This window comes from Pedobacter sp. L105 (assembly GCF_009765875.1).
Classification (GTDB): Bacteria; Bacteroidota; Bacteroidia; order Sphingobacteriales; family Sphingobacteriaceae; genus Pedobacter.
In genome coordinates this window covers 262,693-285,430 of the sequence record NZ_LMUP01000002.1, presented here as the reverse complement: position 1 = coordinate 285,430, position 22,738 = coordinate 262,693, and the positions used below count along the sequence as shown (strand labels likewise).

The window sequence follows — 22,738 nt, the reverse complement described above, 5'->3', positions numbered from 1 at the left end:
ACTGTGATACTGTTATTAGGGTTTTTTACTTCAGATAAAAATAAAATTATGATGAGAGTTTTTAGATTTTTGTTAAACAAATATATAGAAACGTTACAAACAAAACAATACCACATTGCATAATTACGTGTTGATGACTTTAAATTCAGCCATTTAAAAGGTCTTAGCTACTAATATTGCGTACTTTTGGAACCAAATCGAATTATATTCCAGATTTATTTTTTATGTACCGTTCTGCCAGTTTTTACCACATTATATTGCTTTTTCTTTTTTTTGGCATTTTCTCTACCGCAAGTGCACAGGATAAATGGACTTTATCAACAAACCAGGAAGGAATTAAAGTTTATACCCGCCCAATGCAAAATTCCAGTATCAAAGCCGTGAAAGTAAGCTGTACATTAGAGGCAACCACTACACAGCTGCTGGCAGCCATTATGGATATACAAACCTGCAGCGAATGGGTATACCACAGTAAAAAAAATGTGATGATCAAACAGATATCACCGCTGGAACTCATTTATTATTCGGAAGTAGAAGTTCCCTGGCCAGCTAAAAACCGTGATTATGTAGTACATATTCAGGTAGAGCCACAGGCACCAAATAAAGTCGTTACCATTAATTCACCCTGTATACCAGGTTATGTCGCAGAAAAGCAAAACATTGTGAGGATTAACCATTCTGTTGGACAATGGACCATTACTCCGGTCAGTAAGAATATGGTTCAGGCAGAATATGTGCTGGAAGTAGACCCTATGGGAAGTATTCCTGCATGGTTAATTAATCTTTTCGCTACTAAAGGTCCGCTGGAAACCTTCAAAAAATTGAAGATACATGTTCAGGACGATGTATATAAAAAAGCACGTTATGCGCAGATCAGCAATTAAAAGCGGCCTTTATGGCCTGATTTATTTTTTGCTTCTCTATTAATTATCAAATTTGAGTTGGGGCGAAAAAATTATTCTATTTGTAATATAAAAACATTTTAATAAACTATGTCATACATGGCACATCTTTTGCCTAATATGATAATACAGTCAATTTGTTCCTTTAGATTACCAGAATATCTATTTGAATATTATATTTTCGGTTGTTGATAGGTTAATATGCATTTAATCACTTAAAATTTAGAATGTTTTCAATTATAACGTCAGATTCTTGAAGTGAATTATAACAATAACTTATGAGTATTAACGATACTTTATTGATGAATAAAATTTCTACCAGAAACAATGTGAAAATTATAGGTAAAGGCACTCAGACATTATTGTTTGCGCATGGTTTTGGCTGTGATCAGCATACATGGAGATCAATTTTGCCGGGTTTTCTGGATGATTTTAAATTGGTGTTGTTTGATTATGTGGGAGCCGGATGCTCTGATTTTAGTGCTTATGATACAATTCGTTACAGTTCACTGGATGGATATGTACAGGATGTGATCGAAATCTGCGGGGAACTGGAATTGGAAAAGGTGATTTTTATAGGTCATTCTGTAAGCAGTATGATTGGCCTGCATGCGTCAATACAATCACCTCATTTATTTAGTAAACTTATTTTTATCTGTCCTTCACCACGTTATATCAATGATCATGATTATTATGGGGGGATGGAACAGGACGACCTGGATGCACTGCTGGAAGTGATGGACAATAACCATCTGGGATGGTCAAGACCCATTGTAACCTCTGATACAGCTATGGAAATACCTGTTCTTGATCAGCATTTTACAGAAAATTTCTGTACTTCAGACCCTGAGATCTCCAGGAAGTTTGCGCAGGTTACTTTCTCATCTGATCATAGAAAACACCTGCCGCGGCTCAGTATTCCAAGTTTGACGCTTCAGGGCAGGGAGGATATTCTTACCTCAGAGAAAGTTGCCCGGTATATTCAGCAGCATACACCTGGAAACCGGCTGCATCTTTTAGATACTGTAGGCCATTTTCCTCAATTGAGCGACCCGAAAAAAGTGATTAGCGCGATCAGGAATTTTATCTATTCATCATGAGCAGATCATCCTTTATAGAAAATGAGCCTTTACGGTTTGCCGAGATCACTAATTCTGATTATCTGTATCAAAAGGCACCCTGTGGTTTTATTTCTTTTCTTCCTGATGGTAGTATCCTGCGTGTGAACGAAACTTTTTCCAGGTGGATTGGCTTAACTGAAGAAGAGATCTATAATTTAAAATTCACTTCTCTATTAGCTATTGGAGGAAATTTATATTATGAGATGGTGATCACCCCATTGCTAAGCATCCGTGGTTTTGCCAGTGAAATCAACTTCAGCTTTATCGGGCCCAACGGTAATTTTGACGCCTTGTTTAATGCCGTAGCTTATAAAGATGAAGAGGGGATGGTTATTGCCGTCAATGCGACAGTACAAAATATTACCGACAGAAAAAAATATGAAGCAGAACTCTTGCAGTCTAAGCGGTATGCTGAAGAGGAAAAGAGAAGATTTGAATTTCTTTCCAATACCATTCCAAATTTAATCTGGACTGCCTTGCCCACAGGGGAGCTGAATTTTATTAATCAGAAGCTTAAAGACTATTTTAGTGAGGGCACTGTTATTGATTACAGGAAGTTCAATGGAGTTTTTCATGAAGACCGGGAAGCTGTAGTTGTTTCATGGAGGGAGTGTTTGGAGAGTGGAAGAAAATTGGAAAAAGAAATCAGGCTGCATGCAAAAGGAAAAGATCCTGAATGGTTTTTATTACGTGCAGAACCTTATTATGATGAAGACAGGAAGCTGGTATTGTGGTTTGGGTCTTTCACCAATATCCATAAGCAGAAATTGCTGCAACTGGCCAATTACTCCTCTCTAAGCAGCAGCTTGTCGCTGGCCCATAAAACTATTGATGATAACAAAGAGATGTTTATGAAAATTGCCATGAACCAATCGCACATGATCAGAAAACCTGTAGCCAATATTATCGGGTTGATCTCTCTTTTAAATGAGGTTAAGCTTTCAGAAGAAGGAAAGGAACTTATTGAGCTGCTTAATAAAAGTGCCGATGAACTGGATATGCTGATCAAAGAAATTGTAAGCCATACCAGGGTCTCTGTCTAATCTTTCGTCAGCAGGTCTACCGTCGCATTGGCATCGGTAATGATAGATGCCGGGTAATCGTTAATTTCCAATATCCTGATTGCATTCCTTGTCTTTAATGATCCTTTTTTAATGGTATGATCAAAGATTAATTCTTCTGCTTCTACAGTTTCGGTGAAATGATAAAGGTCGTATTCACTCTTTAGCAGTTCATTTAATTCTGTATCATGTGTGGAAACAAAAACAAGATTATTGCTTTTTGCCAGGTAAGATAAAATGGCTTTTCCAGCAGACACCCTTTCAATAGTGTTGGTCCCTTTAAAGATCTCATCCAGAATAAAAAAACAAGGGGCTTCACTTTCAGATTCACGGATAAATTCTTTGATGATCCTCATTTCTTCAAAATAATAACTCTTATCTTCCAGCAGGCTGTCAGATATGGTAATAGAAGAGAATATTTTTGAATATGGCATCACGAATTTTTTAGCCATGCAGGTGAGTAGCGTCTGACCCATGATCATATTCATTCCCACAGATCTGATGAAAGTAGTTTTGCCCGACATATTGGAGCCGGTAAGCAGCAGGTTTTTATGGTCAAGCAGTAAATCATTAGGAATGCAGTTTGCAATCAGCGGATTTTTTATGTCTTCTACCTGGAGTATATGCTCCTGGCTGAAATCCGGTTTGCAGTATTCGTCCATGGATGATCTTAGAGAAGAGATAGAAATTGCTGCATCAATCGTACCTACATAGATGAACAGTTTTTTTAGATTTTCCCTTTCTGCACGTAAGGAGTCAATCACAGAATAAAAAGAGATGATCTCTATATTGAAGGCTATTTTGAGCAATTCAAAGAGCATAAAACCTATCACGGCTGCATCGCCTTCAGCCATGCTATCAAGCCGCACGCCTATCATTTTTCTTTTTAGCGGGGTAAGTTCCCTCATCAGCTCGTTGGTATCCGGAAAATGACGCTGTATTTTTGGATCTGCATTGAGTTGCTGTGCAGTATCAAAAACTTTAAGAAATTCCCCCAGCGATGAGGTATGTACGCTAACATTGTTTTTATTCCAGAAGTGAATCCCCGAATTGATCATAAATACACCCATAAAAACCAGTAGTAAACCGGGTTTAAAAAAGGCGCCGCAAAGACAGGCGATATTTAAAAAAGTGAGGAAATAAACGAAAGGCATAAAACCGGGGCGCTCTACTTTTTTTGCATAAACAAGATCCTGAAAATAATAAGAATCATTTTTCTGCAGATTTAATAGCTTAAGCTGGGTATCTACCCTTAGCTTTTCATCTGCGGTGATCAGCTCGGCGAAAGCATCCTGTATATATAGATCTTTTGGATCCTTGTCTATGGTTCGTAACCGGGCATATAAAAACTGCTGCCCCACTTTAGATATGGTACGGTCGATCAGTTTAAACACATCATTCAGGTAAAGATCGTCTGCTATTTTATCAGAAATCAGCTGCAGCTTGTCTGCAGATTCACTGATAGTATTTAAGAAATAGTTTTCTATGGAATCGAAATGAAAGAACCTGCCATTTTTTGCGCTTCCCCAATCCCGTTTCAGCTCTGCCCGTTGAGATGCTTCTAAAAAGTTCTTTTTATATAAGTAGATCAGTAAGTAGACAACAGCTAAAAAAAGGATAATATAAGTGAGAATCAGCATTTCTGTATCAGGGGTAAAATGAAAAGAGGCGAAATTTAAATAAAAAAAAAATAGCACAGCGAAATTCCTTTCCATGTGACTAAGCTTTGGCTGCTGTATATGGCTGTATTTACAGATCATAAAATTTTAACATAGATTTTATATTAGACAGCTATGTTTGTGGCAAGAGAATATTTGGTTAGTAACTCTTGTTAAGGTTTAGTTGATAAAGAAAATACCCGGATGGATGTCCGGGTTTTTTTTTTGTCTTTTTTTTAATAAAGTTGGAATATTCATTTTCTTTGATAAATTTGTACTGTACTATTTAACTAGTACACTAGAATGCAACGATTATGATAGAAGTTACTAATCTCAGCTTCGGCTACAACAAAAATTCATTGCTGTTTAAAAACCTTAACCTGTCGCTGCAGGTTGGCCATATTTATGGTTTATTAGGGAAAAACGGGGCAGGAAAATCAACTTTACTGAAAAACCTAGCCGGGCTCGTTTATCCGCTGGAAGGAAGATGTACCGTAAATGGTTACCATGCCGCTAAGCGTTTGCCGGCCTTTTTGCAGGAATTGTTTTTCATCCCTGAAGAATTGTACATGCCTGCATTGACCGCAGAGCAGTTCATTGAAAGTACCGGACATTTTTATCCGAACTTTAACAAAGGACAATTCCTGAAAATGCTGGAGTTGTTTGATGCTCCTGTTAACAAACCGCTTCATAAGCTCTCGTTTGGTCAGCAGAAAAAAGTGATGATCTCTTTTGGGTTAGCCACAAATACCAGCTTGCTGATTATGGACGAACCAACAAATGGTTTAGATATACCTTCCAAAATTCAGTTCCGCAAGATCATCGCCTCTGCATTAACGGATAACCGTTGTATCATTATCTCTACCCACCAGGTAAGGGACCTGGATAGCCTGATCGATACACTGGTAGTGCTGCATGAACGCGAGATTGTGTTAAATAGTTCACTGGATACCATTGCTGAACGTATTCAGTTTACTAGAGCTTCACAAGCTAACCAGGAGCACATCCTTTATAAGGAAGAGAATATGATCGGCGCAAATACCATCAGTATAAATACTGGTGAGGGATATGGAAAAGTGGATATGGAAATGCTTTTTAACGCCATTATTTCTGGACATACATCTATCATTGACCTCTTAAAATAAACCCATGAACAACATATTCAGTTTTACCCGATTTTCTAGATTATTCAATAAACATAGCAGGGAGCAGTTTAGCACTTATCTAATGTCTGTTGCCGTATTAACAGGTATTTTAAGCATCGTGCTTGGGCTTTTTGCATATTCTAATAACGGGATGGTACCTGTCAAAATACAAGTTGTATACTTTTTTATTTTCCTTATTTTTTCGGGAACGATATTTACCAGTATGATCTTTTCGGAATTGGGCAGCAAGAAAAAAGCAATTCCTGCATTAACACTGCCAATCTCACATTTTGAAAGATTTTTGGTGGCATGGATTTATTCCTTTGTGATTTTCCAACTCCTGTTTATCCTATGTTTTTATGCGGTGGATAGTGTTATTATTCAGATTCCAAATCATTATTCTTTGATGCATAATGAATTGATGAAGCTGAGTATCAAAGATCCGGTAGTTTTTTTCTGCTATTTGGCCTTTATAGTCCTGCATTCGGTTGCTTTTCTTGGGGCAATATACTTTGAGAAGCTACACTTTGTTAAAACAACCTTTGTTTTATTTGTTTTTTTAGCACTGATCTCTATGGTAAATTATGGTATGATCCATTCCATGTTTGATGCAACAGTACATGCTACAGCACCATTTAAAAACTTATATGTGGTGGAAAATACCATTTTTCATCCAATACATCCAAATGAGTCAGCGGATATGATTTTTAACCTCATGGTCTGTGCACTCACTGTATTATTATGGACTACCGCTTATTTTAAACTGAAAGAAAAACAAGTATAAGATGGAATTTAGAGAAAACGAGGCAATATATCTGCAGATAGCAGCCTATGTGGGTGACAATATACTTTTAGAGAAATGGGTGCTGAATGAAAAGATTCCATCGGTAAGAGATTTAGCTGTAGAACTTCAGGTAAATCCAAATACCGTAATGCGCTCTTACGAGTTCCTTCAGGGGAAAGAAGTGATCATGAACAAACGCGGGATTGGTTTTTTCGTTAGCCTGGATGCAAAAGAAAAAATAATTGGTTTTAGAAAAGAGCGCTTTCTGGGACAGGAGCTTCCGGAACTATTTAAAACCCTGCAGTTTCTGGACATCAGTATGGAGGAGATCAAACAGCGTTTTGAGCTGTTCAAATTAGAAAACAAATAAATTAACGATCATGAAGATAAGTACAATGTTCATTATAGGAATATGCCTGGTTACATTGGGCAGTTTAACCGCTTTTAATTACCAGCTAAAAAAAGTTTACCTGAGCGGGGAATATAAAAGCCGTTTCACAGATATGTCATTTACACCGGTAAAAGGAATAGAAAATATTGATATCCATGCCGCTAATTTACTCGGCGTACAGATAGAACAGGGAGATAAAGAAGGTGTCTGGATCAATAGAAGAGTGAAAAATAATGTAGTGTTTAACGTTAATCGGGATACGCTGATAATGGATTTAACACCTGATAGCAGAGCGCAGAGTGAGAGGGCATGGAAGGGCGAAGTAATTGTCATTACCAAAAAACTGAATGCGGTGGTTACTTCTTCTTATTTTAGTAATAAACTAAGTGAAAGTTATCCTGGGGTAGGTTCTTCAGTAAAGGGTTACCAATCGGATAATTTTTATGTTCAGCTTTGCCAGAATGTAAATATATCCCTGAACGGGATGCAGTTGCATACCCTGCACGCCATTGTTGGAGATAAAGTAAAAGGCGGTGCTGAACTGATACTTTCCGGAGATAATCAAATCGATACTGCACAGCTGGACGTGCCCGGAAAAAGTAGTCTTACTTTGTTGGATCCGAAAATTGTAAAAACCAATTATAATCTCTCTGATAGTGCTGCTGTTTCACTGAGCGGAAAGATGATAAAAATGATTAAGTAATAATTTAATTCCTATGGAAATCCTGAGTGATGATCATCACTCAGGATTTTATTTTTTATGGCTTTTGGCCATCCTGATATCGCCAAACTCCATATAAATGGTTTGTCATTTTTTGAGATTATAATCTATAACTTCTATATAGATTATATTATATTCTATATAGATTGTCTATATTTGAAGCACAGAGATGGTAATTTGTCTCTCAACAAATTAAACCAAAACCAAGATTTACTGAAATGCAAAGTTTTAGAACAGAGCTAGAAAATCCTATTGTTGAAAAAGATATCATCGATCTTGAGCAGAAGATCCGTGCTTTTCGCGAGGGAAAAATACACGATGAAAAGTTCCGCAGCTTAAGGCTGGCCCGAGGTGTTTACGGTCAGCGTCAGCCAGGAGTACAAATGGTACGTATTAAATTGCCATTTGGAAAGGTAACTTTTCAGCAATTGCTGCGTATGGCAGACGTATCTGATGAGTATGGCAGCGGTAACCTGCATTTAACGACCAGACAGGATATCCAGATCCATTATGTAAGTCTTGACCGTACGCCTGAACTTTGGGCAGAACTTGAACGTGATGATATCACTTTGCGAGAGGCTTGTGGTAATACCGTAAGAAACGTTACTTCTTCGGCCGATTCAGGAATTAACCCCGATGAACTTTTTGATGTTTCGCCTTATGCGCAGGCTGTTTTTAAATATTTTTTAAGAAACCCTATCTGCCAGGAACTGGGCAGAAAGATCAAGATCTCTTTCTCTGCTACAGAGAAAGATACGGCTTTCAGTTATATTCATGATATGGGATTTATCCCTAAAATCAATGCAGCTGGCGAAAGAGGTTTCAAAGTGATGTTTGCCGGTGGTTTAGGCGCACAACCTTTCCTGGCCAGTGTTGTTCATGAATTTCTTCATGAAGATGAGCTGATCCCCTATGCAGAATCTGTATTGCGCGTTTTTGACCGTTACGGAGAAAGAACCAACAGGAATAAAGCAAGAATGAAATACCTGGTGCAAAAACTGGGGCTGGAAGAAGTAAGCCGTTTAATCACAGAAGAAGTAAAGGCTAATAAATCCAAGGTTTTCAAAATTGACAGGGATACGGTTCCTCAGCCTGCTCTTCCTGAACCTGTAACTGAAGCCGGTAAAACACCTGCGGATGAAAAACATTACCAGCAATGGCTGGACACCAACGTATTTGAACAAAAGCAAAGCGGTTTTTATGGTGTATATATTAAAATACCAAAAGGGGATATCAAAACCGATAAAGCCAGGTTATTAGTAGATGCTATCTGTTCTTATGCCGCAGATGAAATCCGCATTACCCAAAATCAGGGATTGCTGCTAAAGTTTGTCCGTAAAGAAGGATTACTGCCTTTATACAACAACCTGAACGAGCTTGGTTTTGCAGTACCTGGATTTGACAGTATTGCAGATGTAACTACCTGCCCTGGTACAGATACCTGTAACCTGGGTATTTCTAACAGTATGTCTTTGGCAGTAGTATTGGAAAATGTGATTTACGATGAGTATCCTGATCTGATTTACGACAAGGATATCAAAATAAAAATAAGCGGATGTATGAACTCCTGCGGTCAGCATGGCCTGGCGCACATTGGTTTTCATGGCAGTTCTGTAAAAGCAAATGGTAAAGTTGTTCCTGCAGTACAGGTAATGCTGGGCGGTGGAACAGTAGGAGATGGCGAAGGCAGGGTAGCAGAACGTGTGATCAAAACACCAACTAAACGCGCACCGGCAGTATTAAGAGCTGTGCTTGATGATTTTCATACCAATTCGGCTGAAGAAGAAAGCTTCCATGCTTATTATGATGCTAAAGGAAAAGATTATTTCTATCAGCTGCTTAAACCAATTGCCGATCTGAGTACATTAACAGACAGCGAGTATGTAGACTGGGGCCACGAAGAAACTTTTGAAACTGCTATTGGTGTTGGTGAATGTGCCGGTGTGGTGATCGATCTGGTAGCTACTTTATTATTAGAAGGTGAAGAGAAGTTAAACTGGGCAGGCGAAGCTTTTGAAGGCAAAGCCTGGTCGGATGCGATCTACCATTCTTACAGTGTATTTGTGAATACAGCAAAAGCAATGCTGCTGGATAAAGGCGTAAACAGTAGTACACAAATTGGTATCCTGAGAGAATTTGATGCCCATTATGTAGAAACAGGAGAGGTAACTTTATCTTCAACCTTTAACGAACTGGTTCTTCAGATCAATAAGAACGAACCTACGGAAGAGTTTGCGGTTACTTACCTTAACCAGGCTACAGAATTTTATAAAGCGATGAAGGCGAAAAGAGAGGCGCAGTTTGCCTCATGATCACCTCATCAAAGAGAAAAATAAGAGAACCCAGGATCACGCTAGTTGGCGCTGGTCCGGGTGATCCGGAACTGATCACCATGAAAGGGGCAAATGCTTTAAAAGATGCAGATGTGATCTTATATGATGCGCTGGTTAATGAAAAAGTACTGGATTATGCCTCTGTAGATTCTATTAAGGTTTACGTAGGCAAACGTTCCGGTGAGCACTCTTATTCGCAAAAAGCCATCAATAAACTCATGGTAGATTATGCATTGAACTATGGTCATGTGGTGCGTTTAAAAGGGGGCGACCCATTTGTATTCGGACGTGGTTTTGAAGAGCTGGATTTTGCTGCGGGTTATAGCATCCCTGCGGAGATGATCCCGGGCTTATCAAGTTCTGTTGCTGTTCCTGGCTTACAGCAGATTCCTGTTACGCACAGGGGTTTGAGCGAAAGCTTCTGGGTAGTTACCGGAACAACGGCATCAGGCAAGATTTCAAATGATCTTTATGAGGCCGTAAGGACAAAAGCAACAGTGATTGTGCTGATGGGCTTTAAGAAATTAAAAGAGATCGTGAAATTGTATCAGCAGGAAGGAAAAAACAATTTACCTGTAGCGGTTATACAAGGCGGGTCTACTGAAAATGAAAAACTGGCTGTGGGCATTGTAGATACGATTATGGAAGTGGTCGAAGAAAAAGGTATTGGCGCACCAGCTATCCTGGTATTTGGCGAAGTAGTTTCATTGCATCCACAGTTTCAGCCGATCAAAGATTTTTTTGCCGCAATAAAAGAAGAGTTATAGTTAACGTTTGAGAATTGGAAGGTAACCAGCTATTTCCTGTGTTTTTAAAACTGAACCACTTACATACCGTAATTATTGGTGCAGGGCCTGTGGGACTGGAAAAATTAACTGCTGTACTGAGCCAGAGCGAACATGCAAAAATAACCATTATTGCAGAACAGATCTGCGAAGAGGTTACTGAACTGGCGGCGCGTTTGCCTCAGCTTACCTTACTCCAAAAGAGTTATGCGGCAGCTGACTTGCAGCAGGCGGATATTATCATTGCCGCTACCAATAACAATGTGCTCAACGAGCAGATTAAACGTGATGCACATGTGTTGAAATTACTGGTTAATGTGGCGGACAAGCCTGAGTTATGTGATTTTTACCTGGGATCCGTTGTTAAAAAAGGAGACCTGAAAATCGCTATCTCTACTAACGGCAGATCGCCTACTATAGCCAAAAGATTAAAAGAATTATTTAATGAGAGCCTACCGGACGAACTTGATATCACCTTACAGCAAATGAGTAAATTCCGAAATACCTTACAGGGGGACTTCACCTCAAAAGTTAAAAAATTAAATGAAGTAAGTGCCTCGCTCGTTGAGCCTAAGGACAACAGACCTTCTTTCGCCAGGTTTAAATGGATTATCTGGCTGGCTATTGTACTTTTTATTGCGGTGATCGTTACCGTATGCTGGCATAGAGAACCCCAGTTTCAGGCCTATGTAGCAGAAATTAATCCTTTATTTTACTGGTTTCTGGGTGCTGGTTTTGTATTTTCCATGATTGATGGTGCCATCGGCATGTCTTATGGTGTTACTTCAACTGCCTTTTCTTTGTCGATGGGCATACCGCCGGCATCAGCCAGTATGGGGGTCCATCTTTCTGAGATCATGAGTAACGGGATAGCTGGATGGATGCATTACAAGATGGGCAATGTAAACTGGAAGATGTTCAAAATGCTGATCATCCCCGGTATCATTGGTGGTGTTGCCGGTGCTTATCTTTTATCATCTTTAGAACATTACGAGGAATATACGAAACCTGTAGTTTCTCTGTATACTTTAATTTTGGGCGGGGTAATCTTGTCCAAAGCCTTTAAAATCTCCCGCAAAAGAGCGGGGGGCAAGATCAGAAAAATAGGCCTTTTGGGTTTATTTGGTGGTTTTATTGATGCTGTTGGTGGTGGCGGATGGGGATCTATCGTGCTGTCTACGTTAATTGCCGGAGGAAGAAGCGCAAGGTTCTCCCTGGGAACGGTTAAACTAACCCGTTTTTTTATTGCTACGATGAGCTCGCTCACCTTTTTTACGATGTTAAAATCTGCACACTGGGAAGCCATAGCTGGATTGGTGATTGGCAGTGCGCTTGCCTCACCGATAGCGGCGCGGGTATCTAACAAGATCTCTGCAAAAAGCATCATGGTAGCAGTAGGGATCATTGTAATCCTTGTCAGCATCAAGAGTATAATTAATTTTATTTTAAAACATCCCTTATTCTAATGGAAGCATATTTGGATGAAATAGCTGCGCAGATAAAGGAACTTGGACCCATAGAGGCCATTCGTTTCCTTGCGCAAAAGTTTCCCGGACAAATTACCTTTTCTACCAGTTTTGGCTGGGAAGACCAGGTGATTACGGACATGATCTTTGCTAATGATATTCCTGTAAAAGTATTTACACTGGAAACCGGACGCCTGTTTCCGGAAACCTATTACGTATGGAACAGGACACTGGAAAATTACCAGAAACCTATCTATGCTTATTATCCTGATGCGGCCGCTCTGGAAGAAATGATTTCAAAAAAAGGGCCCAGCAGCTTCTATGAATCTGTAGAAAACAGAAAAGAATGCTGTAATATTCGTAAGATTGTACCATTAAAGAGAGCGCTGGCAGGAAACAAGTTATGGGTGACTGGAATCCGTTCAGAGCAATCCCTCAACAGACATGATATGTCTAACCTGGAATGGGACGAACAAAACCAGCTGATCAAATTTCATCCTATCTTCGATTGGAGCCTGGATGAAGTTAAAGCATATATTAAGAAGAACAATATTGTATATAATACTCTTCACGACAAAGGGTTTCCCAGCATCGGTTGCGCCCCCTGTACCAGGGCAGTAGCACCAGGTGAAGATTTCAGAGCCGGAAGATGGTGGTGGGAAGATCAGTCGAAGAAGGAATGTGGCTTGCATGTCACAGCATAATTTAAACAAATGAGTAAATATAACTTAGATTATTTAGACGAATTAGAGGCAGAAGCAATTCATATTCTGCGCGAAGTAGCCGGCCAGTTTGAGAAACCGGCATTGCTGTTCTCGGGAGGAAAAGATTCCATTACTTTGGTGAGGCTTGCCGAAAAAGCATTCCGTCCCGGTAAGTTTCCTTTTCCATTGGTACACATTGATACCGGTCACAATTTTGAAGAAACCATTACTTACAGGGACCAGATGGTGGAACGCTTAGGCGAAAAACTGATCGTAGGTTATGTACAGGAATCTATCGATGAAGGTAAAGTGGTGGAGCAAAAAGGTAAAAACGCCAGCAGAAATTCACTGCAAACGGTTACTTTACTGGATACTATCGCTAAACATGGTTTTGATGCCTGTATAGGTGGTGCCAGAAGGGATGAAGAAAAAGCAAGGGCCAAAGAAAGGATTTTCTCTGTAAGGGATGAGTTTGGTCAGTGGGACCCTAAACGTCAGCGTCCTGAATTATGGAACATCTATAACGGTAAGATCCATAAAGGGGAAAATGTAAGGGTGTTTCCTATCAGCAACTGGACAGAGCTTGATGTGTGGAATTATATCCGTCGTGAAAATATGTCGTTGCCATCTATCTATTTTGCTCATCAAAGGGACTGCATTACCAGAAACGGACAGCTGATGGCTGCATCTCCTTTCCTCAATATGGATGAAGCCGATATCGTAACCAACCGTATGGTAAGGTTCCGTACCGTAGGAGATATGAGCTGTACGGCAGCTGTTGAATCTGAAGCTGATCAGATCGATGATATCATAGATGAAATCAGTGCATCAAAAATAAGTGAACGTGGGGCCCGTCTGGACGATAAAGTATCGGAAGCAGCAATGGAAGACCGCAAAAAAGGAGGATACTTTTAAATGAACATACTCAAATTTTTTACAGCAGGAAGCGTTGATGACGGTAAGAGTACCCTTATTGGCCGCCTGTTATATGATACCAATTCAATTCTGGCAGATCAGCTGGAAGCATTACAGCAGTCTAACCGTAAAAATGACGATGGCAGCATTGACCTGGCGATCTTAACTGACGGACTCCGTGCAGAAAGAGAGCAGGGCATTACCATTGACGTAGCCTATAAATATTTCCAGACAGAGAAGCGCAAGTTTATTATTGCAGATACCCCTGGACATATTCAGTATACCCGTAACATGGTTACCGGTGCTTCTACAGCAAACCTGGCTATTATACTGATCGATGCGAGAAATGGCGTAGTAGAACAAACTGTACGTCACTCTTATCTGGTTTCTCTGTTAGGCGTAAGCCATGTAGTGATATGTATCAATAAAATGGATATGGAAGGTTATAGTGAAGAAGTGTATAACAACATCACCGCAACCTACAAAACACTGGCTGCGAACCTTAACCTTAACGATGTTACGTTTATCCCTGTAAGTGCTTTACGCGGCGACAATATTGTGAATAAATCGGAGAACATGCCCTGGTATGAAGGTACCAGCCTGCTGGATTTCCTGGAAACCGTAGAGGTAACCAGCAACCAGACGTCTGATTATGCAAGGATGCCCGTACAATGGGTAATCAGGCCGCAGACAGATGAACTTCATGATTATAGGGGGTATGCCGGAAGGATCCTTAGCGGAGCCTTTAAAGTGAACGATAAGGTGACTGTATTGCCTTCAGGCAGCAGTTCTGTGATTGATAGAATAGAAGTGTTTGAAAAAACACCGGAAGAAGCTGTTGCGGGGATGTCAGTTACTTTACACCTGAAAGATAACATCGATATCAGCAGGGGGGATGTATTGGTAAACTCTGCACATTTACCGCAAAACTCACAGCTGATTGAAGCTGATCTTTGCTGGATGGACAATAAACCAATGGATGATTCCATCACTTATTTCTTACAGCACAACAGTAAGCTAACGAAGTGTAAAGTGAAAGATATCCTGCACAAAGTGAATATCAATACGCTCGAGAAAGAAGATGCACATGAATTTAAACTGAATGATATTGGCCGTGTAGTGATCAAAACAGCGGATGAACTGGCTTATGATCTGTATTCAGAAAATAAAGCTAACGGATCTGCTATATTGATCGACAGCCGGACGAATTTAACTGTTGGCGCACTGATGTTCAGGGCGATTGCAGATTAAGATAATAAGCTTTAATAAAAAAGGACAAACTGAAAGGTTTGTCCTTTTTTATTAAAGCTTATTATCTTCTTTATTATATTTATTCAGGAAGATTCTTAATTGAAAATTAATTGGGATTGGTTACTTTTATGAAGCTGACTGATTGGAAGAGCGAATTGAAAAATGAAGATGTAAATTTTCGCACAATTATTGCAGGATAATTTTTAAATTTGTTATTATGAGTGTACAATATCTTTCGAACGAAAAAGGACAAGTTACAGCTGTCCAGGTTCCTATCAAAGAATGGGAGAGGATAAGAAATAAATATCCTGAAGTAGATCATATGAATTCTAAATTACCTCAATGGCACAAAGAGATCATTGATCATCGTCTCGATGCTATAGAAAAAGATCCTTCTAGAATCTTGCCAATCTCAGAGTTAATAGACGAACTGGATAAGTAAATTAATGGGCTTTACAATACATTACTTTGATATTGTAAAATCAGATATCAAAGAGGCCAAATATTGGTATAAGGAGCAAAAAGCTGGTTTAGAAAGGGAGTTTTCTCTTGAAGTAAAAAAGTGCATTTCTAGATTGTGAATAATCCTTTTGGCTATGAAATTAAATATAGAAATGTAAGAACAGCTTTTACAGAAGTTTTTCCTTATGCTGTCCATTTTTACATAAGTGATGATTTACAGCAAATTGTAATTATCGCTATTATTCATCAAAGCCGCAATCCTAAGCTATCACATTCAAGAAGATCTTAAGCGTAGGGTTATAACAACATCTATTTTGAACATTCTACAGGCTCAAAAGTAAATCTGCCTTGCTCAAAATCTATCGGCACTTTTTTATCGAAATAAGGAATACCCAGAAGATAGCCTATTTTTCCTACTCCCATAACTAGTTTTCCATCTTTTTTTAGCAACGCTACAGGATTGATATGCCAGTTGGTTTCCTGACCCACATGGTAACCATAATTTACAAACAAGGTATCTCCTTTATAAGTTCCTTTGATGTCTCCATCATTTTTGTCTTTTTTAAAGAACTTGAATAACAGCTTTCCCTCTGTTCTCTTTTTGAAATCCTTTAACTGCAGAAAAGCGGTGTCTTCACCGTCAATAGCCCTGTAGCAGGATAATTTAAATACGGTATCTGTTGATTTGACAGTAGTTTTAGAGCCACTGCCCTGATTACAGCTAAAAAGATATAGAGAGATCAGGGAAAGGAATAACAAGGGTAATTTTTTCATATTGCGGGTTTATCAAATTTATATAAAGATGAACTTATTCAAAAATTCCATAAAGCTTCGTATATTTTTTTTAAGTGAGATAGATTAATATCTAGGCTTAATTTTCTTTTTTATTTAATTAATGTTTTAAATATGAATATAATGATGTTATTTTGTCTCTTGGAGATAGATGTAGTCGTAATAGGGAATTAATGGAAATTATTTTTTAAAAAATGTAAACTTAAATATTGACAAAATGGAAATTATTCATATCTTTGGGAATATATACTCAGCTAAATATAAAGAATATCCTGTAAATGAATTTAGAAGACTATTTAAAAATTGGACAGACACAGCATACCTGGAGAATTTTTTTGAAGAGAATGCAAAAGATTTAAACACAGAATTTTATAAGAATTCTCCAATTGAAGATGCAATTTTTAATACAATTGAAGAAGCTTATCAGTTACAGCAAACAGTACTGTCACTGGCAAAATCAGGTGATAGCAAAGGGTTGGAGGACCTTTTTAAACCATTACATCAGGAAGAAAAGAACTCAGTATTCAGTAACCGCAAGGTATATGGCCTTAGGTCAAAAAGCTGGTTAAGAATATATGCTTTAAAAACTATGGATGGCATTTATATGATTACGGGTGGGGCAATAAAACTCACACGAAGCATGCAGGAAAGGGAGCATACCAGGCATGAACTGATAAAAATGAACTGGTGTGAATTTTTTTTAAAAGAGCAGGGTGTATATGATTTAGAAGGATTTCATGAAATGAATTTATTATGAAAACAGTAGAAAACAACAAAAACAAATTACAAGATCTGGCTACTCCGGATAATGGCTGGATAGCAGATGCAGAATGGCACCAAAAGAATAAACACTGGCTCGATAAGTCCAGGAAAATTGCCGTTAAAATATTAATGACAATAAAAGAAAAAGGGTTGTCTCAGTCTGAGTTGGCACAAAGGATGGGTGTTTCCCGTCAGCTCATCTCTAAGATAGTGTCAGGAGGAGAAAACTTAACCCTTTCTACCATTAGCAAACTGGAACAGGCTTTAGAAACAACCCTGCTTTAATGGCTTTTTGGTGAAGCAATAAAATTGTTGTACAAACTGATGGTAGCTGCCCTTAACAGGTCATTGATGCCATCAGTTTCTGTGGGGCTGCATCCATTGGTAATCACAACGATTCCAAATTTCTCTTTTGTCTGGAAAAACATGGCGCTGTTCAATCCATATGCTTCGCCGATGTGGCCGGTCATTAATTTGCCGGGAATGAGGTTGGTGCGGTTGCTAATGGCCAGGCCATAACCTTCTTCCTCAGAGATTTTGGTTTGCATCAGTTTTGCGCTTTTTTTGGAGATAATCCTAACACCCTTGTATTCGCCCTGGTTCATGTGCATGGTCATGTACTTTGCCAGGTCGGTTGCAGAGATTTTCATTCCCCCTGTGGGAGAGAATATCGGTGTACTGTAACCCATTACATAATTTTTTATCTCTTCCCTGCGTGGCGCATAGGCTCCCGGAGAAGGTTTGAACTGTTTTGCAACGGAATCATATTCGTAAATTGTGGCAAAACGGGTAGAGTCGAGGTCGTCAACGCAGTAACCACCATATAATCCCAGCGGATCTAAAATGTGGTGTTTAACATATTTATCGAAACGTTCTCCGGAAACTTTTTCTATTACCGTACCCGTCATGTTGAAATTGAGGTTACAATATTTGTAACCTTTTCCGGGTTCATAGTCACTGTAACACTTTTCCCAGTTTGGATTTTTTGCCGGATTGATGACATCGAGGCTCAGGTAACCTTCACTATCGTTGATACTGGAAGTATGCGAAAGGATCATTTTAAGTGTGATCACGGTTTCCGGATATTTTGGATTTCTTACCTTAAAGCCAATGAGATCGCTGAAATCATCATTTAAAGACAGCTTTCCAGCTTCAGCAAGCTGCATGATAGAAGTTGCAGAAAAAGATTTTGAGATGGAAGCAATCCTGAAGATATCTTTATCCGTAAGTGGAGTATTGAGCGCGATGTTTTTTAGTCCGAAAGAATGAGTGTAAATGATATTTCCATCCTTTACTACAGCCACGGAGAGGCCAACAACATCCAGTTTTTTCATGATACCCTGTAACTCGGCTTCTGCCTTTTCTGTCTGGCCGAAACTGCGTAAAGTGATAAGTAACAATAAAAAGGAAAGGAGAAAATACGTTGATGAGGAAAGTCTGGTCATGGTTGAAGATAAGATCTGAAGATACTCATTTTGAGCCAAAACCAAAGATGATATGCGGCTGATAAATAAATATTCAATCATAGGAGGTTCTTTTTACCTTTATGTTCTTAGCGCAGCAGATCAACCTCATCGCTTACATCATATTAATGTTTAGAAATAATTTAGAATCCATAACGGTTAAGAACATGTTTAAAAAAGTATATCTCTTTTTTGTACTCTGTGCAGCACTCTCCTGTCAAGCTTCGTCCCATCAACTGCCTGCTGTTGCGGGACCGGGAGATTTACATCCGGGAAAGCAGCAAAATGTAGTTTGCAAGATGATCGCAGAAATGATCACCAGATATAATTATAAAAAATTAGCGATTAACGATTCTATATCTGCATTGATATTCACGCATTATATTAAGGCATTGGATGAAAACCATAGTTATTTTCTGGCTTCAGATATTCAGGGCTTTGAGGGGCTAAAAACAACGCTGGATGATGATATCAACGAAGGTAACCTGGATAATGCATTTTATATCTTTAATACATATAAAAAAAGATACAACGAGCGTATACGGTATTCGCTCAGCCAGCTGGACAAAGATTATAATTATGACCAGAAAGATGAGTTTACCTACGACCGTGATCAGTTACCCTGGATCAGCTCTCCTGCAGAGATGAACGATTTATGGGACAAACGCGTGAAGTATGACCTTTTAAATTTAAAACTGGCCAGTCCGGATATGGCTAAAAATAAAGAGACCCTGAGAAAGCGCTATCAAAGTTTGTTATCGCAATCTAACAGTTTATCAAGTCAGGATGTAATGCAGCTATTTATGGATGCTTTAACCAGTGCTATAGATCCCCATACCAGTTATTTTAACCCGGTTAATGCCGCTGAGTTTAACATTGAGATGTCGCGCTCCGTAGAAGGCATAGGAGCAAGCCTGAATTCAGAAAATGAATACATCACCATTAAAGAAGTTATTGCTGGTGGTCCTGCTGCCAAGAGTCACCTGATTAATATTGACGACCGTATCATCGGTGTAGCGCAAGGTAAGGACGGCGTGTTTCAGGATATCATTGGCTGGCGCAGGGATAATGCTATTCCGCTGATCCGCGGAAAGAAGGGTACTATCGTCAGATTGAAAATTCTGCCTAAAGGCGAGATCAATTCAGAGAAACCTAAAATTGTTGAATTGGTAAGGGAAAAGATCATCCTTCAGGATATGTCGGCCAAAAAGGAAATCCGCACTTATCAGGAAAATGGTAAAACCGTAAAAATTGGGATTATCAACGTGCCTGCTTTTTACCTTGATTTTGCTGCTTATAGTGCCCATGATCCCAATTATAAAAGTACTACCCGTGATGTGAAACTGATATTGGATACGCTTAAACAACAGCACGTAGATGGTATTGTGATAGACTTGCGTCAAAATGGAGGAGGCTCGCTGGTAGAGGCAGTTAGCCTGACCGGCCTGTTTATTAAAACCGGCCCGGTGGTGCAGGTGCGTGATGCCCGTAACCAGGTAGAGGTAAATGAAGACGATGATCCGGGTATCACCTGGGCTGGGCCAATGGCAGTGCTGGTTGACAGGCTGAGTGCGTCTGCTTCTGAGATTTTTGCGGGTGCGATACAGGATTATGGCCGCGGACTGATCCTGGGTACACAGACCTATGGAAAAGGCACTGTTCAAAATGCATACAACCTGGATGATATGCTCAATCCTGGAATTAAAGAGTTATTTGCTAAAAGTGAAGGTAAAGACCGTTCTCTTGGTCAGCTTAACCTAACCATCGCCAAGTTTTACAGGATAAGCGGCAATTCTACCCAGCATAAAGGAGTAGTGCCTGATATCGATTTTCCTGCGCTTATCCCGCTGGATAAATATGGTGAAGATACCGAACCTTCGGCATTACCTTTTGACAGGATCAAACAGAGTAATTATACAAAAGCAGGTAATTTTGACCAGGTGCTTCCTCAATTGCGTAAGCTACATGATGACCGAATGAGGAACAGTGCAAGTTATAAATACCTCCTGGAGGATATTGCGGACTTTAAGAAACAGGAGGATGAGAAAACAGTTTCGCTGAATGAAGTTACATTAAAGCAGAAACGTGATGCTGATGAGACTAAGGCCTTTGAAAAAAATAACCTGCGCCGTGAAGCCATGGGTTTAAAACCTTTGAAAAAAGGAGAGAGCCATCCTAAAGATGAAGATCTTGATTTTTTGAAAATCGAAGCCGGGCAGATTTTGACTGATTATTTCAGTTTACTTGTTCCTGGTCATGTATAGACAGGATTAAAATAAAAAAACCGCCTCAGAACGAGGCGGTTCCACTATTAACTATTACCTAACTTATCATTGGCATCCACCATCTGATAAACTCTTATTGATGCCAGGCAACTAGCCCGCTATCTAAAAACTTTTTATAATTTGCTGTTTCGTAATCAGCTCCATTTGGTTTTACCAATGGCTGACCAGTATCAGCATTTAGTAATACATAAAATGGCTGCGAATTTGACTGAAATTTTTCAGCCTGCAGGTTACTCCATTTTTTACCTATGGTATTTAACACTTTACCTGTTGAGGTAGTGACTACATCTTTGCCATCTACTTCAGTTTTATCGTCTACATATAGCTGGATCAATACGTAATCCTGACTAATCATTTTATAGATTTCTTTATCCGGCCATACGTTTGCTTCCATTTTCCTGCAGTTTACACAGGCATGCCCGGTAAAATCTATCAGCACTGGTTTGTGCACTTTTTTTGCATAGGCAACACCTTCGTCATAGTCAAAAAAGGCATCCAGGTTTAATGGAGCATGAAAGATTGCTGCATATTTATGCGGGCCGGAAGAGCTTGGAACATTTTGGCTGCCTGTAGCAGGGATTAACGTTGGTGTATACAAATCGAAATCCTGTGTTTGCTGTGGCGGAAGAAAAGCTGAGATTGATTTCAACGGTGCTCCCCATAATCCGGGTATCATATACATTGTAAAGGATAATACGATAATGGAAAGGAGCAATCTCGGTACCGAGACATAACTCAGCTCACTATCGTGTGCCAGCTTCAGCTTCCCTAAAAGATAGAAACCCATCAATGCGAATATGGTAATCCACAATACCAGGAAGATCTCTCTATCAAACCACTCCCAGTGGTAAGCAAGATCAACATTACTCAGGAATTTTAAAGCGAAGGCCAGCTCCAGAAACCCCAGTACCACTTTCACGCTGTTGAGCCAGCCACCAGATTTAGGCAATGCGCTTAAAGCTGAAGGGAAAAGTGCAAACAATACAAATGGGATAGCAAGCGCCAGCGAAAAGCCAAACATTCCTATAGCCGGGCCTAATAATGCCCCGCTGGTAGCGGCTTGTACCAGTAGTGTTCCGATGATAGGACCGGTACAGGAAAATGATACCAATGCCAGGGTGCCGGCCATGAAAAATAATCCTGCTATTCCTCCTTTATCAGAATTGGCATCCATTTTATTCACCCATGAAGAAGGTAGGGTGATTTCGAAAGCACCTAAAAAGGAAGCTGCAAAAGCAACGAGCAGGAGAAAGAACAGGAAGTTGAAAATACCATTGGTAGATAAGCTGTTCAGCGCATCAGCACCAAACAATACAGTTACCAGTAATCCCAATACAACATAGATCAGGATAATAAATAAGCCATATAGCGCTGCCCGGTTAAAAGCTTTTCCTTTCTCACTTCCCTTGGTAAAAAAACTAACGGTTAAAGGCAGCATCGGGAAAATGCAGGGCATCAGTAAAGCTGCAAGCCCACCTACAAACCCCGCTAAAAAGATGCCCCAAAAAGACTGTTGCACATTCTGTTGTTTTTTCGCAGTGCTGCTTTTCGCTGTTATTTCTTTGCTTTTTGAAGAAGATCGTACTACAGTTGCAGGTTTGACTGCGGTGGCTGCCGGGACACTATCTTTGATCTCCGTAAACTGAATCCCAGCGGTATCAGTTCCCTGTGCAAAACTGCAATAGGAATTGATGACCAGCATCAGCATTACAATGAACATTATTTTTGCCTTCATTG

21 protein-coding genes are annotated in these 22,738 nt (G+C 39.5%); 17 read left to right on the top strand and 4 right to left on the bottom strand.

Annotation, left to right across the window (positions count from 1 at the left end; translation table 11 throughout):
- Positions 1-224 precede the first annotated feature (224 nt).
- The 3 genes from GSQ84_RS02405 to GSQ84_RS02395 all read left to right on the top strand — a co-directional run bounded on the left by GSQ84_RS02405 (position 225) and on the right by GSQ84_RS02395 (position 3,066).
- Positions 225-884, top strand: coding sequence for an START domain-containing protein (locus GSQ84_RS02405; RefSeq protein ID WP_158795656.1), 660 nt, complete (start codon positions 225-227; stop codon positions 882-884).
- 296 nt (positions 885-1,180) lie between these two features.
- Positions 1,181-2,002 (top strand): alpha/beta fold hydrolase, encoded by an 822-nt coding sequence (locus GSQ84_RS02400; protein ID WP_254070762.1) that lies wholly within the window; start codon positions 1,181-1,183, stop codon positions 2,000-2,002.
- Positions 1,999-3,066, top strand: a complete 1,068-nt coding sequence (locus tag GSQ84_RS02395) for a PAS domain-containing protein (RefSeq protein WP_158795655.1) — start codon at positions 1,999-2,001, stop codon at positions 3,064-3,066. Before GSQ84_RS02400 ends, GSQ84_RS02395 begins: the two co-directional genes overlap by 4 nt.
- Here the strand turns inward: GSQ84_RS02395 and GSQ84_RS02390 are convergent.
- Positions 3,063-4,799 carry a DNA mismatch repair protein MutS gene (locus GSQ84_RS02390; RefSeq protein WP_158795654.1) on the bottom strand — a complete coding sequence of 579 codons (1,737 nt, stop codon included), beginning with the start codon at positions 4,797-4,799 and terminating at the stop codon, positions 3,063-3,065. The genes GSQ84_RS02395 and GSQ84_RS02390 overlap by 4 nt on opposite strands.
- A gap of 257 nt (positions 4,800-5,056) precedes the next feature.
- On the opposite strand from GSQ84_RS02390, the gene GSQ84_RS02385 reads away from it, so the two are divergent.
- The 11 genes from GSQ84_RS02385 to GSQ84_RS02335 all read left to right on the top strand — a co-directional run bounded on the left by GSQ84_RS02385 (position 5,057) and on the right by GSQ84_RS02335 (position 15,679).
- Complete coding sequence (locus GSQ84_RS02385) at positions 5,057-5,887, top strand: ATP-binding cassette domain-containing protein (RefSeq protein ID WP_158795653.1); 831 nt, start codon at positions 5,057-5,059, stop codon at positions 5,885-5,887.
- 4 nt (positions 5,888-5,891) lie between these two features.
- Positions 5,892-6,671, top strand: coding sequence for a hypothetical protein (locus GSQ84_RS02380; protein ID WP_158795652.1), 780 nt, complete (start codon positions 5,892-5,894; stop codon positions 6,669-6,671).
- A 1-nt stretch (position 6,672) separates the two neighbouring features.
- The gene (locus GSQ84_RS02375; protein ID WP_158795651.1) at positions 6,673-7,041 is read left to right on the top strand and encodes a GntR family transcriptional regulator; all 369 of its coding nucleotides are present in this window, start codon (positions 6,673-6,675) and stop codon (positions 7,039-7,041) included.
- 10 nt (positions 7,042-7,051) lie between these two features.
- On the top strand, positions 7,052-7,765 hold the full coding sequence (locus GSQ84_RS02370) for a hypothetical protein (protein ID WP_158795650.1): 714 nt from the start codon (positions 7,052-7,054) through the stop codon (positions 7,763-7,765).
- Positions 7,766-8,001: 236 nt separating this feature from the next.
- A complete protein-coding gene (locus GSQ84_RS02365; RefSeq protein WP_158795649.1) occupies positions 8,002-10,095 on the top strand; it encodes a HEPN domain-containing protein in 2,094 nt (697 codons plus the stop codon).
- Positions 10,092-10,883, top strand: a complete 792-nt coding sequence (gene cobA, locus GSQ84_RS02360) for a uroporphyrinogen-III C-methyltransferase (protein WP_158795648.1) — start codon at positions 10,092-10,094, stop codon at positions 10,881-10,883. The genes GSQ84_RS02365 and cobA overlap by 4 nt, the downstream gene beginning before the upstream one ends.
- Before the next feature lie 14 nt (positions 10,884-10,897).
- On the top strand, positions 10,898-12,367 hold the full coding sequence (locus GSQ84_RS02355; protein WP_158795647.1) for a TSUP family transporter: 1,470 nt from the start codon (positions 10,898-10,900) through the stop codon (positions 12,365-12,367).
- Entirely contained in the window at positions 12,367-13,071 is a 705-nt protein-coding gene (locus GSQ84_RS02350) for a phosphoadenylyl-sulfate reductase (protein WP_158795646.1), read from the top strand. Before GSQ84_RS02355 ends, GSQ84_RS02350 begins: the two co-directional genes overlap by 1 nt.
- Before the next feature lie 9 nt (positions 13,072-13,080).
- Positions 13,081-13,986: a sulfate adenylyltransferase subunit CysD gene (cysD, locus tag GSQ84_RS02345; protein ID WP_158795645.1), complete on the top strand. Its 906-nt coding sequence runs from the start codon at positions 13,081-13,083 to the stop codon at positions 13,984-13,986.
- Positions 13,987-15,237 (top strand): sulfate adenylyltransferase subunit 1, encoded by a 1,251-nt coding sequence (locus GSQ84_RS02340; protein WP_158795644.1) that lies wholly within the window; start codon positions 13,987-13,989, stop codon positions 15,235-15,237.
- Positions 15,238-15,454: 217 nt separating this feature from the next.
- Positions 15,455-15,679, top strand: a complete 225-nt coding sequence (locus GSQ84_RS02335; protein ID WP_158795643.1) for an addiction module protein — start codon at positions 15,455-15,457, stop codon at positions 15,677-15,679.
- A gap of 329 nt (positions 15,680-16,008) precedes the next feature.
- On the opposite strand, the gene GSQ84_RS02330 is transcribed toward GSQ84_RS02335, so the two are convergent.
- Positions 16,009-16,473, bottom strand: coding sequence for a hypothetical protein (locus GSQ84_RS02330; RefSeq protein WP_158795642.1), 465 nt, complete (start codon positions 16,471-16,473; stop codon positions 16,009-16,011).
- A gap of 235 nt (positions 16,474-16,708) precedes the next feature.
- Here GSQ84_RS02330 and GSQ84_RS02325 point away from each other — a divergent pair, with 235 nt between their 5' ends.
- The gene (locus GSQ84_RS02325) at positions 16,709-17,248 is read left to right on the top strand and encodes a hypothetical protein (RefSeq protein WP_158795641.1); all 540 of its coding nucleotides are present in this window, start codon (positions 16,709-16,711) and stop codon (positions 17,246-17,248) included.
- Positions 17,245-17,538: a helix-turn-helix domain-containing protein gene (locus GSQ84_RS02320; protein WP_158795640.1), complete on the top strand. Its 294-nt coding sequence runs from the start codon at positions 17,245-17,247 to the stop codon at positions 17,536-17,538. Before GSQ84_RS02325 ends, GSQ84_RS02320 begins: the two co-directional genes overlap by 4 nt.
- On the opposite strand, the gene GSQ84_RS02315 is transcribed toward GSQ84_RS02320, so the two are convergent.
- On the bottom strand, positions 17,535-18,779 hold the full coding sequence (locus GSQ84_RS02315) for a serine hydrolase (RefSeq protein ID WP_254070761.1): 1,245 nt from the start codon (positions 18,777-18,779) through the stop codon (positions 17,535-17,537). The genes GSQ84_RS02320 and GSQ84_RS02315 overlap by 4 nt on opposite strands.
- Positions 18,780-18,883: 104 nt before the next feature.
- Here GSQ84_RS02315 and GSQ84_RS02310 point away from each other — a divergent pair, with 104 nt between their 5' ends.
- A complete protein-coding gene (locus tag GSQ84_RS02310; protein WP_158795639.1) occupies positions 18,884-20,980 on the top strand; it encodes a carboxy terminal-processing peptidase in 2,097 nt (698 codons plus the stop codon).
- 94 nt (positions 20,981-21,074) lie between these two features.
- Here GSQ84_RS02310 and GSQ84_RS02305 read toward each other — a convergent pair whose 3' ends face one another.
- Positions 21,075-22,736: a protein-disulfide reductase DsbD gene (locus GSQ84_RS02305; protein ID WP_158795638.1), complete on the bottom strand. Its 1,662-nt coding sequence runs from the start codon at positions 22,734-22,736 to the stop codon at positions 21,075-21,077.
- Positions 22,737-22,738: the final 2 nt, after the last annotated feature.

What these genes read in the sequence shown, in the direction of transcription:
- GSQ84_RS02310 (WP_158795639.1), top strand. Translation starts at nt 18,884, where the DNA reads ATGTTTAAAAAAGTATATCTCTTTTTTGTACTCTGTGCAGCACTCTCC.
- GSQ84_RS02315 (WP_254070761.1), bottom strand. Translation starts at nt 18,779, where the DNA reads ATGATTGAATATTTATTTATCAGCCGCATATCATCTTTGGTTTTGGCT.
- GSQ84_RS02400 (WP_254070762.1), top strand. Translation starts at nt 1,181, where the DNA reads ATGAGTATTAACGATACTTTATTGATGAATAAAATTTCTACCAGAAAC.
- GSQ84_RS02340 (WP_158795644.1), top strand. Translation starts at nt 13,987, where the DNA reads ATGAACATACTCAAATTTTTTACAGCAGGAAGCGTTGATGACGGTAAG.
- GSQ84_RS02385 (WP_158795653.1), top strand. Translation starts at nt 5,057, where the DNA reads ATGATAGAAGTTACTAATCTCAGCTTCGGCTACAACAAAAATTCATTG.
- GSQ84_RS02375 (WP_158795651.1), top strand. Translation starts at nt 6,673, where the DNA reads ATGGAATTTAGAGAAAACGAGGCAATATATCTGCAGATAGCAGCCTAT.
- GSQ84_RS02305 (WP_158795638.1), bottom strand. Translation starts at nt 22,736, where the DNA reads ATGAAGGCAAAAATAATGTTCATTGTAATGCTGATGCTGGTCATCAAT.
- GSQ84_RS02380 (WP_158795652.1), top strand. Translation starts at nt 5,892, where the DNA reads ATGAACAACATATTCAGTTTTACCCGATTTTCTAGATTATTCAATAAA.
- GSQ84_RS02390 (WP_158795654.1), bottom strand. Translation starts at nt 4,799, where the DNA reads ATGGAAAGGAATTTCGCTGTGCTATTTTTTTTTTATTTAAATTTCGCC.
- GSQ84_RS02370 (WP_158795650.1), top strand. Translation starts at nt 7,052, where the DNA reads ATGAAGATAAGTACAATGTTCATTATAGGAATATGCCTGGTTACATTG.
- GSQ84_RS02350 (WP_158795646.1), top strand. Translation starts at nt 12,367, where the DNA reads ATGGAAGCATATTTGGATGAAATAGCTGCGCAGATAAAGGAACTTGGA.
- GSQ84_RS02365 (WP_158795649.1), top strand. Translation starts at nt 8,002, where the DNA reads ATGCAAAGTTTTAGAACAGAGCTAGAAAATCCTATTGTTGAAAAAGAT.
- GSQ84_RS02335 (WP_158795643.1), top strand. Translation starts at nt 15,455, where the DNA reads ATGAGTGTACAATATCTTTCGAACGAAAAAGGACAAGTTACAGCTGTC.
- GSQ84_RS02320 (WP_158795640.1), top strand. Translation starts at nt 17,245, where the DNA reads ATGAAAACAGTAGAAAACAACAAAAACAAATTACAAGATCTGGCTACT.
- cysD (WP_158795645.1), top strand. Translation starts at nt 13,081, where the DNA reads ATGAGTAAATATAACTTAGATTATTTAGACGAATTAGAGGCAGAAGCA.
- GSQ84_RS02330 (WP_158795642.1), bottom strand. Translation starts at nt 16,473, where the DNA reads ATGAAAAAATTACCCTTGTTATTCCTTTCCCTGATCTCTCTATATCTT.
- GSQ84_RS02405 (WP_158795656.1), top strand. Translation starts at nt 225, where the DNA reads ATGTACCGTTCTGCCAGTTTTTACCACATTATATTGCTTTTTCTTTTT.
- GSQ84_RS02395 (WP_158795655.1), top strand. Translation starts at nt 1,999, where the DNA reads ATGAGCAGATCATCCTTTATAGAAAATGAGCCTTTACGGTTTGCCGAG.
- GSQ84_RS02325 (WP_158795641.1), top strand. Translation starts at nt 16,709, where the DNA reads ATGGAAATTATTCATATCTTTGGGAATATATACTCAGCTAAATATAAA.
- cobA (WP_158795648.1), top strand. Translation starts at nt 10,092, where the DNA reads ATGATCACCTCATCAAAGAGAAAAATAAGAGAACCCAGGATCACGCTA.